This is a genomic window from Brevundimonas sp. (genome assembly GCF_031412435.1).
GTDB lineage: Bacteria > Pseudomonadota > Alphaproteobacteria > Caulobacterales > Caulobacteraceae > Brevundimonas.
In genome coordinates, this window is sequence record NZ_JANODA010000038.1 from 20,714 (window position 1) to 32,478 (window position 11,765).

Genomic DNA, 11,765 nt, shown 5'->3' on the forward strand with positions numbered 1-11,765 from the left:
GTCCGGAATGACGCAATTCACCTTCGACGCCCAGGTCACCTCGGCCCACTTCGAATCCTCCGGCGCGGTCTTCGCCCTCGGCGACGGCACTGTGCGGTTCGAGGACCGGACCTTCGACGCGGTCCATGACGGCGCGATCCTGTGCGCCGTGGTCCACCCGTCCGGCGACGGCCTGGTCACGGGCGGCGACGATGGCCGCGTCATCTGGTCCCGCAAGGGCGAGGCCGGCGTCCTCGCCACCGCGAAAGGCCAGTGGATCGACTCCATCGACGCCTCGTCGGAGACGAACCTGATCGCCTTCTCGGCCGGGAAGACCCTGTCGGTCATCGACGCCACCGACGCCGGCTTCCGCCGCGACTTCACGCACGAGCGGACGGTCTCGGGCGTCGCCTTCGATCCCAAGGGCCGGCGCATCGCGGCCTCGACCTATGGCGGGGCCTGGCTCTGGTACGCCCGGATCGCCGAGCAGAAGCCGACCAAACTGGCCTGGGCGGGGTCGCACACCGGGGTCGCCTTCTCCCCCGACGGCGCCTTCGTGGTCACCATGATGCAGGACGCCCAGCTTCACGGCTGGCGGCTGAAGGACGCCAAGAACATGCGGATGGGCGGCTACCCGTCCAAGATCCGCTCCGTCGCCTTCATGTCCAAGGGCCGGCTGCTGGCCACCTCGGGGGCCCAGGGCGCGGTCCTCTGGCCCTTCGACAGTTCCAACGGACCGATGGGGCGCGAGGCGTCGGAGATCGGCTTCGACGACACCACCCTCGTCAACCTCGTCGCCGCCTCCAATCCGCACGGCCGGCTGGCGGCGGGCCTGGCCGACGGCCGCGTCTGGGCCGCAGATCCGGCGGGTCACGGGCTGAACTTCATCAAGGCCGACAAGGGCGCCCCCATCGTCGCCCTGGCCATGAGCCCCGACGCGACCCGCGTCGCCTGGGCCGACGAGGACGGTCAGGCGGGCGTCTCCGACCTCTGAGCCTCGACACCCCGCATCGACGCACCCTATCGTCGTCGCGAACGGGGGTTCCTGATGCAAGGTCGAACAGGGGGCGGGACGCCGCGAGTAGCCTTCGGTTGCATGGCCGTCGGCATATTGGCGCTGGTCGTCATCGGCGCCTTCGCCGTCATCTTCCTGTGGGACGTCAACGTCGGATAGCGTCCCCCCAGGCCTGGCCATTGCAACGCCACGCTTCCCGACCAAAACTCCGCGCCGGGAGGGATCATGACTGACGCACCGCTGCGGCCGAAGAAGAAGCGCCGCCCGATCCTGACCGCGCTGCTGGTGCTCGCCGCCCTGCCGATCGGCGGCGTCCTGATCCACGCCTTCGCCCCGCCGCCCCTGACGCTCCTGATGGCGCGCGAGTTCGTCGCCGGGAACGGGCTCGACTATCGCTGGCGATCGCTGGACCAGATCTCGCCCAACCTCGTCGCCGCCGCCATCGCCGCCGAGGACGCCCGCTTCTGCAGCCATGGCGGATTTGACCTGGAGGCGATCGAAAAGGCGCTTGAAGACAATGAACGCGGTCGAAAGGTCCGGGGCGGCTCCACCATCTCGCAGCAGACCGCCAAGAACGTCTTCCTCTGGCCCGGCCGCGACTGGATCCGCAAAGGCCTTGAGGCCGGCTACACCCTGATGATCGAGACGGTCTGGTCCAAGCGCCGGATCATGGAAGTCTATCTGAACGTCGCCGAGATGGGCCCCGGCGTCTATGGCGCGGAGGCCGCCGCCCGGCACTGGTTCGGCAAGTCCGCCGCCGACCTGACCCCGCGCGAGGCGGCCCGCATCGCCGCCATCCTGCCCTCGCCGCGTCGCTACGACGCCGGCTCGCCCGGTCCCTATGTCCGTCGCCGCGCTTCCAGCGTCCAGGCCAATGCCCGCGTCGTCCGCAACGAGGGCCTGGCCGCCTGCGTCCTGAACGATGGCCGTTAACCGTCCCTCTTCGACTAAGCCTTAACCGTCACGCGCTAGATCAGGTCGAATGCGGTCCTCCGTCCGGGGCCGCGGCGAGCACGGGTGGGCCATGACGATCGAGAACCGGGGGAGCCGTCGACTGCGGCACGTCGCGCGCCGTTTCGCGTCAGACACGCGCGGCAACATCGCCATGATCTCGGCCTTCGTGATTCCGGTCCTGCTGCTGATCACCTTCGGCGGCATCGACATCCACCGCGCCTCGACCGTAAAGGCCAACCTCCAGGACGCCCTGGACGCCGCCACCCTGGCCGCCGCCCGGTCGCCCTACACCTCCAACACCGACATCACCCGCGTGGGCCTGGCCTCGCTGCGCGCCAACCTCGCGCCCTACAACGACATCACCTTGCTGACAGGCCAGACGACCTTCGTCCTGGACAGCAGCGGCGCGGTGGTCGGCGACGCCAAGGTCGACGTCACGGCCCTCGTCGCCAACATCATCCTGCCGATGGTGGGTCGCGGCACGGGCGACCAGATCCCCGTCGGCGCCCACTCCGAGGTGCTGCGCTCGAACAACCGCATCGAGGTCGCCCTGGTGATCGACAACACCGGCTCCATGGCCGGCGCGAAACTGGCCAACACCAAGGCCGCCGCGACCGATCTGATCGACCGGCTGGAGGCGGCCGACTCCCGTTCGATCGAGGCCGACGCCATCAAGATCTCGCTCGTGCCCTTCTCCCAGACGGTGCGCATCTCGCAGGGCGGCTCCAATACCGTGCCCAGCTACATGTCGAACGCCACCACCCACACGGGCGGCGGCGCCTGGAACGCCTCGTCCAACCCGACCAGCCTGTTCAGCGCCGGCCGTGGTCGCTTCACCCTGTTCGGCGACATCGGCACGACCTGGGGCGGCTGCGTCGAGGCCCGCCTGGCCCCCTACGACATCCGCGACACCGCCCCCCTCGCCGGCACGCAGGCCCGGCTGTTCGTGCCCTATTTCGCCCCGGACCAGCCCGACGAGGGCGACTACCCCAACGACTGGACCTGGCGGAACTACGCCGACGAGGGCAACGACTATCTGGAGGACGCCCGCAACGGGAACAACAACACCTTCGCCAGCACGACGGCGCGCGAGACCGAGTGGGGCCTGCGCCTGCGCAACCGCACCAAATACGCCAACGCCTACAAGCGCTCGGGCACGCTGAACTCGAATTGGGGCCCCAACCGCGGCTGCGATCTCCAGCCCCTGATCCGGCTGACCGACGACTATGACGCGCTGCGCGACGCGGTCGACAACATGATCGCCAGCGGCAACACCAACGTTCCGCTCGGCACGATGTGGGGCTGGCACACCCTGTCGCCCAACGCCCCGTTCGGCGACGGCCGCGCCTACGGCACGACCCGGCTGACCAAGATCATCATCATCATGACCGACGGCGAGAACGTCATGAGCGACGCCGGCAACCCCAACCGGGGCGTCTACAACGGCCTCGGTTACATCTATCAGAACCGCCTGGGCATCACCTCCGGCGACGGCTCCCAGCGCCGCACGGCCATGGACAACCGCTTCGACCATCCCACGGCGGGCGTCGAGGACATGTGCGGCAACATGAAGGACCAGAACATCGAGGTGTACACCGTCGCCGTCCAGGTCGACGGCTCGGCCCAGACCCTGCTGCGCCGCTGCGCCACCGACGACGAACACTATTTCCCGGTCGACAGCGCCGCGGGCATCGGCGCAGCCTTCGACCGCATCGCCGGGGCCATCGAGAACCTCAGGATCTCGCGATGATCGCCTCCTCCATCGCCGCCGGAGGCCTGGCCTCGGCCATGGCCCGGTTCGAGCAGAGCGCGGTGCGGACCGCCCAGGCCCCGCTCAACAACCTCGAGGCCGAGATGGTCGAGCGGATCGAGGCCAAGGCCTCCGTCTCGGCCAATCTCGCCGTGCACAGGACCGCCGACGACATGGCCGGGACCCTGCTGGATATGTTCGCCTAGGCTTTCTCAGGCAGGCCGAAGAAGGTCTGGAACCGCTCGGCCAGGGCCCGGTCGCCCGTGACCGTCAGCCGCCCCTCGGCCTCCATCTCTGCCAGAGGCCGCTTGCCGTAGACATATTCGATGACCGCCGACGGCTCGCCCTCGAACACCACGGCGCAGTCCGCGATCTCGGCCCGCTCGCTGGTCAGGTCGTCGTTCGCGATCGTCGCCACGAAGCTCCGGTCGCCGAACACGAAGCCGATCCGCGCCGTCAGACCCTTCGCCGCCTCCGCATCGAACATGGTCCGCAGGCTCATCATCGTCGACACCGCGCTGATCGGCAGGGTCGGATCATGCCGGGGCGACCGCGCCGCCCACCGACCCAGCACCTCGAACACCGGCTGCGCCTCGTAGCCCCAGTCGGTCAGTTCGTAGACCTGCACCGAGGCCGGCGGCGGCAGTTTCCGCTTCCGCACGATGCCCGCCTCCTCCAGCCCTTCCAGCCGCTGCGTCAGCACATTGGCGGACAGTCCGCACAGATCGGCCTTAAGGTCTCCGAACCGTCGCGGACCGAACATGAGCTCGCGAATGACCAGCAAGGCCCAGCGCTCGCCCACCAGATCCAGCCCATGCGCCGCTCCGCAGGCGTCATGATACCGGCGCCCGGTAGCCTTTGCAGACTCAATAGTTATTTTATCTAACTTCATTGTTGACTAAGATAATCTCGATGGCCTAGGTTCGCAATACCCGCCAAGGCGCCGGCAGTCGCAGAGGCGAAACGGAGTTCCCGGCGTTCTGACGATCAAAGGAGGTTCCCATGCCCGACAAGATCACCCCCTGTATCTGGTACGATCTCGGCCAGGCGAAAGCGGCCGCCGAGTTCTATGTGTCGCTCGGCCTGCCCGACAGCCGCATCGGCTCGGTCACCGACAGTCCCGTGGACAACCCCTCGACCAGGGCGGGCGAGGAGCTGGTGGTCGAGTTCACCCTCGCCGGCCGCGCCTTCATGGGTCTGAACGGCGGCCCGCTGTTCCCGCAGTCCGAGGCCGTTTCGTTCATGATCTACACAGACGACCAGGCCGAGACCGATCGTCTGTGGAACGCCATCGTCGGCAACGGCGGCCAGGAGAGCCAGTGTGGCTGGTGCAAGGACCGCTGGGGCGTCAACTGGCAGATCACGCCCAGGCGCTTGATGGCCTTCTATGGCGAGAGCCCGGCCCGCGCGAAGGCCGCCTTCGCCGCCATGATGACGATGAAAAAGATCGACATCGCCGCCCTCGAAGCCGCCGCCGACGCGGCGTCCTGACGGCATCGTACAAGACCCTCCCCGACACCCGGACCAACCTGCCCTCCAACCCCGACCGTCAACCTGGGGCTCAAACAGCGAGCGTCGTCATCCCGCGCAGGCGGGAACGCGTCGCGAGCGGTAGCCCCCTTCGAAGGAGAAGAAAATGTCCTATATCACCGGCTTCCTGACCCCCGTGAAGGCTGCGGACAAGGATCGCTACATCAAGTCCGCCGAGGTCAGCGCGCCCCTGTTCAAGGAGTTCGGCGCCCTCGAACAGGTCGAGACCTGGGGCGTCGACGTCCCGGCCGGCAAGGTCACCGGCTTCGATCTGGCCGTGAAACTGGAAGAGGGCGAGGTCGTCGTCTTCTCGTGGCTGAAGTGGCCGGACAAGGCGACCGCCGACGCCGCCTGGGCGAAGATGATGGAAGACCCCCGCTTCGCCAATATGGACATGCCCTTCGACGGCAAGCGCATGATGTGGGGCGGCTTCGAGGAAATCTTCCAGAGCTGACCCGCCCCGCCGTCTGCCTCCCCGACCTGCGCCGCCGCGATCCCCCGGGTCGCGGCGGTTCGCGTCCCGGGCCTCACCCCGCGCGCAGGATCTTTTCCATCTTCCGCCCTTTGGCCAGTTCGTCGATCAGCTTGTCCAGATAGCGGATCTCCCGCATCAGCGGCTCCGCGACCGCCTCCACCCGCACGCCGCAGACCACCCCCGTGATCAGCTCCCGCGCCGGGTTCAGCCGGGGCGCCCGGTCGAAGAAGGTCCGGAAGTCCGTGCCCGCCGCGATCTCGGCCTCCAGCCCCGCGGGGTCGAACCCGGTCAGCCAGAGGATGATCTCGTCCACCTCCGCCTTCGTCCGCCCCTTCCGCTCCGCCTTGGCGACATAGTGCGGATACACGCTGGCGAAGCTCATGGCGTAGATGCGGTGGGTCATGGGGGGCTCGTCCGTGCGATCCGTCTTCCCACAGCGTGGGCTCAACCCTAAGGTCACATCAAGGGGAAACGTCGCACGTGGATATTGAGACCTTCATCCAGCGCTGGAGTCAGGCGCGCGGCGGCGCCGAGCGCGCCAACTACCAGATGTTTCTCACCGAACTCTGCGAGGCGCTGGACCTCCCACGGCCGGACCCCGCCTCGGACGACACCCGCACCAACGACTATGTCTTCGAACGCGGCGTGAAACGGCGCGAGTCCGAGGGCGCGGCCGCCACCCTGCGCATCGACCTCTACAAGAAGGGCGCCTTCATTCTGGAGGCCAAACAGTCCCGCGCCAGTCAGCGCGACGACGGCCGGACCTCCCTGTTCAAGCCTGACGAGGCCGCCTCGACCGCCGCCGCCGAAGGTCGGTGGGACGTGCTGATGCGCAACGCCCGGAAGCAGGCCGAGGACTACGCGTTCCGCCTGCCCGCCGACCACCCGGCCCCGCCCTTCATCATCGTCTGCGACGTCGGCTATGTGTTCGAGGTCTATGCCGACTTCTCCGGCAGCGGCCGCGCCTATTCCCACTTCCCCGACCGCAAGGGCTTCCGCATCCGGCTGGAGGATCTGCGCGATCCCGCCGTCGTCGCCCGGCTGAAGGCGATCTGGACCGAGCCCCAGTCGCTGGACCCCACCCGAGAATCCGCCCGCGTCACACGCCAGATCGCCGAACGGCTGGCCGAGGTGTCCAAACGGCTGGAACAGAAACACCCGGCCGAAGAGGTCGCCCATTTCCTGATGCGCTGCATCTTCACGATGTTCGCCGAGGACGTGGACCTTCTGCCGCGCGGTCGCTTCACCGCCCTGCTGAAGGACCAGCTGGAGCACCCCGATAGCTTCGCCCCCATGCTCCAGGCCCTGTGGCGCAGCATGGACTCAGCCGACTACGACAACCGCTTCTACGCCGGGTTCGGCCTGCACCTGAAACACTTCAACGGCAGCCTGTTCAAGGACGCGAAGGCCTTCCCGATGGGGCGGGAAGAGATCGGCGAGCTTCTGGCCGCCTCCAGCCACGACTGGCGCTACGTCGAACCCGCCATCTTCGGCACCCTGGTCGAACAGGCGCTGGAGCCGGGCGAGCGGCGCAAACTGGGCGCTCACTACACCCCCCGATCCTACGTCGAACGCCTCGTCGAGGTCACGGTGATGGAGCCGCTCCGCGACGACTGGAACACGGCCCAGATCAAGGCCGAGGATGCGCGCGGGCGCGGCGAACCCAAGGAGGCCGTCGCCGCCGTCCGCGCCTTCCATCACCAGCTCTGCACCACCCGCGTGCTCGACCCCGCCTGCGGCACCGGCAACTTCCTCTACGTCTCGCTGGAGCTGATGAAGCGCCTGGAGGGCGAGGTGCTGGAAGCTCTGGCCGAACTCGGCGAGACCGAGGGCATCGGCTTCGAGACCGTCGACCCGCACCAGTTCCTGGGCATCGAGCTGAACGTCCGCGCCGCCGCCATCGCCGAACTGGTGCTGTGGATCGGTTATCTGCAACAGCACTACCGCAACCGCTCCGAACACCCGGCCGAACCGATCCTCAAGGCCTTCGGCAACATCCAGCAAAAGGACGCCGTCCTGACCTGGGACGGCTATCCCGAGCTGCAGTTCGAGATGAAGGACGGGGTCGCGGTTCAGGTCTATCCGAACGCGCGGCGACCGGACTGGCCGGCGGCGGAGTTCATCGTGGGGAATCCGCCGTTCATCGGCGGAGCGGTCCTTCGTTCAAGGTTGGAGCCGGGCAAGGCTGAGGCATTGTGGCGGGCTCATCCTCATATGAATGAGAGCGCCGACTTTGTGATGTACTGGTGGGACCGCGCCGCAGAACTGCTGACGCGCAAGACGACGCCTCTGCGCCGCTTCGGCCTCGTCACCACCAACTCGATCAGCCAGGTGTTCCAACGCCGGGTGATGGAGCGGCACCTGAACGCCAAGGCTCCGTTCTCGATTATCTTCGCAGTGCCGGATCATCCGTGGACCAAGGCGTCGAGGGACAGCGCGGCGGTTCGGATCGCTATGACCGTCGCCGAATCCGCATCAAGAGACGGCGCTCTGCATGACGTCGTATCGGAAATGGGCCTCGACACAGATGACCCCACGCTGGAATTCGCGTCGCACGAAGGGCGTATCAATCCCGATCTTACGGTTGGAGTGAACGTAACAACGGCTGCTCCCCTTCTCGCGAATGAAGGGCTTTCTTCGCCCGGAGTGAAGCTTCACGGCGCTGGCTTCATCCTCACGCTTTCGGAAGCGGAGCGGTTGGGACTCGGTAGGCGCGAGGGGCTGGACAAGCACATCCGTCACTACCGGAACGGACGAGACCTGATGGCTCAATCAAGGGGGGTCATGGTCATCGATCTGTTCGGCCTCGCGGCCGAAGACGTGCGGCAACGATACCCAGAGGTCTATCAGCACCTGCTGGAAACGGTGAAGCCAGAACGGGACGTCAATCCTCGAGCCTACCGACGTCAAAACTGGTGGCTCTTCGGCGAGAACAATCCGAAAGCGCGAGAGGCTTGGAGAGGACTGCCTCGCTACATCGCGACCGTCGAGACATCCAAGCACCGGGTATTCCAATTTCTCGATACCGGCTTGCTCCCAGACAATATGCTCATCGCCATTGCCAGTGTTGAGGGGTGGCTCTTGGCCGTTCTGTCCAGCCGGGTGCACACAACTTGGGCCCCCGTTCTTGGAGGCTGGCTCGGCTATGGCAATGATCCCCGCTACTCCAAGTCTCGTTGCTTCGACCCTTTCCCCTTCCCCGACCCATCCGACGCCATCCGCGCTACCCTCTGCGATCTTGGCGAGGAGCTCGACGCCACGCGCAAAACGGTCCAGGCCGAGCATCCCGACCTGACCCTGACCGGCCTCTACAACGTGCTGGAGAAGGTCCGGAGCCAGACGCCGCTCGGTGACAAGGACGAGGACGTCAAGGATCGCGGCCGGGTGCTGATCCTCAAGGACCTGCACGACCAGATCGACCGGGCGACCGCCGACGCCTATGGCTGGCCGCACGACCTGAGCGACGAACAGATCCTCGAACGCCTCGTCGCCCTGAACGCCGAACGCGCGGCCGAAGAGGCCGCCGGCCACGTCCGCTGGCTGCGCCCCGACTACCAGATCCCCCGCTTCGCCAAGGGCGCCGCCGCACCCAAATCCGGCGAACTGGACCTTCAGGACACGGTCGTCGCCATCGACAAGGGATTGCCCGCCTTCCCGAAGGACAAGGGCGAACAGGTCATGGCCATCAGGGCCGTCCTCGTCGCCTCCGGCCGTCCGATGGACGCCGCTGCCGTCTCTCGCGCCTTCAAGCGCGGCGGCAAGACGATCGAGCAACGCGTCGTCCAGGCGCTCAACACCCTGGTCCGCTACGCCGAGATCACCCCCCTGCCGAACGGGACCTTCGCCGCAAAACGCGCGGCCTGATTCCCCTCTCCCGGCGGGAGAGGGATCTCGTGCGACTGTGTGGCGGAGACAAGGACTGATCCGCCTAGAGCCGCCGCACGCGCGGTCCGCGCTCGACGTCGGACGGCTCGACGGGCTGTCGCGGCTCTTCATCCCTCCCGTCGGTCGCCCAGGCCGGCGGCCATTCGATCCCGCTCATGTCGATCTCGCCGCCGAAACCGCCGCGCGTCAGGCCGACGTGCTGGCGCATCATCCGCGACTCGGGCGCGGGCGGCGGCTCCACCGGTTTCAGGCGGCCGTGTTCGTCCCAGTAGCGGCTGGCCCAGCCGCCGGAGACGCCCCGGGCGAAGTCGGCCAGGGCCTGGTCGGGGCCCAGGGTCTCGGCGCGCCAGCGCAGGGCCGAGGCCGCCCAGTTGTCGGCCAGGTCATGGCCCCGGGCGCTGAGGAGGACGTGGGCCATCGTCAGGGCGCGCCGGCCCCACTCTTCCTCCAGCCGCGCGCTTTCGGCTTCTCTCCAGGCCGCCTTCTCGTCGGCCCAGGCGGCGCGAAGGGCCGCCTGCTCGGCGTCCCACTCCTCGACCGTCGGCAGGTGTTCGGGCGGGCTCGCCTCACGCAACCGCACAAGCGTCTCGGCGGCCTTGAGCAGGCCGGCGGCCTCCGCGCCGCGTCCGGCGGCGATGGCGACGCCCGCCCGCGCCAGCGCCGCCTCGAAGGCGTCGGCGGGGTCGATCTCGACCGGCGTTTCGCACCGGGCCTCTGACACCGGGTCGGCGCGGCCGGCCAGACGGACGTCTTCGGCCGCCGCCGCCTCGTCCGCGTCCGTCATGGCCGCCTTGCGCGTCCAGCCCTCGGCATTGGCCCGGTATCTGAGGTTGCCGTAGCCGACGTCGAACCGCCGCGCGACCGAGGCCGCCGGTTCGCCGGCCAGATAGGCCGCCCTGACCCTGGCCCACACCGCAGGGGACCGCTGCTTGATCTCGCGTCGCTCTGTCATCCGCGCATCATGGACCGCCGGTACGCCAGAATCGGTCGGAGCCGCTGGCGATCCTGGTCAGGTTGGCGTTCGGCGTTGGTCGGTTTGGTGATGAAGCGACGCGGGACGCTGTCCTTGCGCCGTACTTGAGCGAACATCGTTCCAGGAGGCTTCGCCCTTCTCCCCTTGTGGGTGGAGAAGACGCGCATCGCGCGGCGACGACGGGTGGCTCGCGAAGCGAGACGGATGAGGGGTATGGCGGACCAGACACGACGTCTGCGCGCAGGAATGACCTTCGCGGAAACGGCGATGTGGAGGCTGCTGCGCGACCGGCGGTTCGAAGGCCTGAAATTTCGCCGACAGACCCGGATCGGGCCGTGGATCGCGGACTTCTGCTGTTACGAGCTCAAGCTGGTGATCGAACTGGATGGCGGCATTCACCGGCTGCGCGAGGAGCGGGACCGGCTGCGGGACGCCGATCTGAACCGCCGGGGCTTCGTGGTTCTGAGGTTCGGAAACGAGGCGGTCCTGACCAACCCCAACATCGTGTTCGACGCCGTCCGCCGGCATGCGGACCGACCCCCCCCTCATCCGTCAGGCTCCGCCTGACACCTTCTCCCACGAGGGGAGAAGGAAGATGCAAGAAGGGCCGCCTCCTTCCGGAAGCGCCCCTGATCCCTGATTCCTGACCTCAGCTGTCCAGGAAGCTCCGCAGCTTCCGCGACCGGCTCGGGTGCTTCAGCTTCCTCAGCGCCTTGGCCTCGATCTGGCGGATGCGTTCGCGAGTGACCGAGAACTGCTGGCCGACCTCTTCAAGGGTGTGGTCGGTGTTCATGCCGATGCCGAAACGCATGCGCAGGACCCGTTCCTCGCGCGGCGTCAGGGACGCCAGCACGCGGGTGGTGGTCTCGCGAAGGTTCGACTGGATGGCCGCGTCGATGGGCAGGATGGCGTTCTTGTCCTCGATGAAGTCGCCGAGGTGCGAATCCTCGTCGTCGCCGATCGGAGTCTCCATCGAGATGGGCTCCTTGGCGATCTTCAGCACCTTGCGCACCTTGTCTTCCGGCATCTCCATGCGCACGGCCAGCTCGTCCGGCGTCGGTTCGCGGCCCATCTCCTGCAGCATCTGCCGCGAGATGCGGTTCAGCTTGTTGATGGTCTCGATCATGTGCACCGGGATGCGGATGGTGCGCGCCTGGTCGGCGATCGAGCGCGTGATGGCCTGGCGGATCCACCAGGTCGCGTA

Annotated in this window: 13 protein-coding genes; 9 read left to right on the forward strand and 4 right to left on the reverse strand. The window is 67.5% G+C overall.

Going from position 1 to position 11,765, the window contains the following annotated elements:
• The first annotated feature begins 7 nt into the window (after window positions 1–7).
• From RMO01_RS07020 to RMO01_RS07040, 5 genes are all read left to right on the forward strand, one after another.
• Window positions 8–973 carry a WD40 repeat domain-containing protein gene (locus RMO01_RS07020; protein ID WP_309628328.1) on the forward strand — a complete coding sequence of 322 codons (966 nt, stop codon included), beginning with the start codon at window positions 8–10 and terminating at the stop codon, window positions 971–973.
• A gap of 54 nt (window positions 974–1,027) precedes the next feature.
• Window positions 1,028–1,153 carry a hypothetical protein gene (locus tag RMO01_RS07025; protein ID WP_309628329.1) on the forward strand — a complete coding sequence of 42 codons (126 nt, stop codon included), beginning with the start codon at window positions 1,028–1,030 and terminating at the stop codon, window positions 1,151–1,153.
• Window positions 1,154–1,219: 66 nt separating this feature from the next.
• Window positions 1,220–1,927, forward strand: coding sequence for a monofunctional biosynthetic peptidoglycan transglycosylase (gene mtgA / locus RMO01_RS07030; protein WP_309628330.1), 708 nt, complete (start codon window positions 1,220–1,222; stop codon window positions 1,925–1,927).
• A gap of 49 nt (window positions 1,928–1,976) precedes the next feature.
• Entirely contained in the window at window positions 1,977–3,698 is a 1,722-nt protein-coding gene (locus RMO01_RS07035) for a pilus assembly protein (RefSeq protein WP_309628331.1), read from the forward strand.
• On the forward strand, window positions 3,695–3,904 hold the full coding sequence (locus RMO01_RS07040; protein WP_309628332.1) for a flagellar hook protein FlgE: 210 nt from the start codon (window positions 3,695–3,697) through the stop codon (window positions 3,902–3,904). The genes RMO01_RS07035 and RMO01_RS07040 overlap by 4 nt, the downstream gene beginning before the upstream one ends.
• On the opposite strand, the gene RMO01_RS07045 is transcribed toward RMO01_RS07040, so the two are convergent.
• Window positions 3,901–4,590: a winged helix-turn-helix transcriptional regulator gene (locus tag RMO01_RS07045; RefSeq protein ID WP_309628333.1), complete on the reverse strand. Its 690-nt coding sequence runs from the start codon at window positions 4,588–4,590 to the stop codon at window positions 3,901–3,903. The genes RMO01_RS07040 and RMO01_RS07045 overlap by 4 nt on opposite strands.
• Window positions 4,591–4,700: 110 nt before the next feature.
• On the opposite strand from RMO01_RS07045, the gene RMO01_RS07050 reads away from it, so the two are divergent.
• Both RMO01_RS07050 and RMO01_RS07055 read left to right on the forward strand, forming a co-directional pair.
• Window positions 4,701–5,189: a VOC family protein gene (locus RMO01_RS07050; protein ID WP_309628334.1), complete on the forward strand. Its 489-nt coding sequence runs from the start codon at window positions 4,701–4,703 to the stop codon at window positions 5,187–5,189.
• A 145-nt stretch (window positions 5,190–5,334) separates the two neighbouring features.
• Complete coding sequence (locus tag RMO01_RS07055; RefSeq protein ID WP_309628335.1) at window positions 5,335–5,682, forward strand: DUF1428 domain-containing protein; 348 nt, start codon at window positions 5,335–5,337, stop codon at window positions 5,680–5,682.
• 73 nt (window positions 5,683–5,755) lie between these two features.
• Here the strand turns inward: RMO01_RS07055 and RMO01_RS07060 are convergent, their stop codons facing one another.
• On the reverse strand, window positions 5,756–6,106 hold the full coding sequence (locus RMO01_RS07060) for a DUF2200 domain-containing protein (RefSeq protein WP_309628336.1): 351 nt from the start codon (window positions 6,104–6,106) through the stop codon (window positions 5,756–5,758).
• A 77-nt stretch (window positions 6,107–6,183) separates the two neighbouring features.
• Here RMO01_RS07060 and RMO01_RS07065 point away from each other — a divergent pair, with 77 nt between their 5' ends.
• Window positions 6,184–9,567: a DNA methyltransferase gene (locus tag RMO01_RS07065; RefSeq protein WP_309628337.1), complete on the forward strand. Its 3,384-nt coding sequence runs from the start codon at window positions 6,184–6,186 to the stop codon at window positions 9,565–9,567.
• A 64-nt stretch (window positions 9,568–9,631) separates the two neighbouring features.
• On the opposite strand, the gene RMO01_RS07070 is transcribed toward RMO01_RS07065, so the two are convergent.
• Window positions 9,632–10,540: a hypothetical protein gene (locus RMO01_RS07070; protein ID WP_309628338.1), complete on the reverse strand. Its 909-nt coding sequence runs from the start codon at window positions 10,538–10,540 to the stop codon at window positions 9,632–9,634.
• Window positions 10,541–10,774: 234 nt separating this feature from the next.
• Between RMO01_RS07070 and RMO01_RS07075 the strand changes: the two genes are divergently transcribed.
• A complete protein-coding gene (locus tag RMO01_RS07075) occupies window positions 10,775–11,128 on the forward strand; it encodes a DUF559 domain-containing protein (RefSeq protein ID WP_309628339.1) in 354 nt (117 codons plus the stop codon).
• An 82-nt stretch (window positions 11,129–11,210) separates the two neighbouring features.
• Here RMO01_RS07075 and RMO01_RS07080 read toward each other — a convergent pair.
• A partial coding sequence (locus RMO01_RS07080; RefSeq protein ID WP_309628340.1) for a sigma-70 family RNA polymerase sigma factor occupies window positions 11,211–11,765 on the reverse strand: 555 nt, incomplete at its 5' end.

What these genes read in the sequence shown, in the direction of transcription:
- RMO01_RS07020 (WP_309628328.1), top strand. Translation starts at nt 8, where the DNA reads ATGACGCAATTCACCTTCGACGCCCAGGTCACCTCGGCCCACTTCGAA.
- RMO01_RS07025 (WP_309628329.1), top strand. Translation starts at nt 1,028, where the DNA reads ATGCAAGGTCGAACAGGGGGCGGGACGCCGCGAGTAGCCTTCGGTTGC.
- mtgA (WP_309628330.1), top strand. Translation starts at nt 1,220, where the DNA reads ATGACTGACGCACCGCTGCGGCCGAAGAAGAAGCGCCGCCCGATCCTG.
- RMO01_RS07035 (WP_309628331.1), top strand. Translation starts at nt 1,977, where the DNA reads ATGCGGTCCTCCGTCCGGGGCCGCGGCGAGCACGGGTGGGCCATGACG.
- RMO01_RS07040 (WP_309628332.1), top strand. Translation starts at nt 3,695, where the DNA reads ATGATCGCCTCCTCCATCGCCGCCGGAGGCCTGGCCTCGGCCATGGCC.
- RMO01_RS07045 (WP_309628333.1), bottom strand. Translation starts at nt 4,590, where the DNA reads ATGAAGTTAGATAAAATAACTATTGAGTCTGCAAAGGCTACCGGGCGC.
- RMO01_RS07050 (WP_309628334.1), top strand. Translation starts at nt 4,701, where the DNA reads ATGCCCGACAAGATCACCCCCTGTATCTGGTACGATCTCGGCCAGGCG.
- RMO01_RS07055 (WP_309628335.1), top strand. Translation starts at nt 5,335, where the DNA reads ATGTCCTATATCACCGGCTTCCTGACCCCCGTGAAGGCTGCGGACAAG.
- RMO01_RS07060 (WP_309628336.1), bottom strand. Translation starts at nt 6,106, where the DNA reads ATGACCCACCGCATCTACGCCATGAGCTTCGCCAGCGTGTATCCGCAC.
- RMO01_RS07070 (WP_309628338.1), bottom strand. Translation starts at nt 10,540, where the DNA reads ATGACAGAGCGACGCGAGATCAAGCAGCGGTCCCCTGCGGTGTGGGCC.
- RMO01_RS07075 (WP_309628339.1), top strand. Translation starts at nt 10,775, where the DNA reads ATGGCGGACCAGACACGACGTCTGCGCGCAGGAATGACCTTCGCGGAA.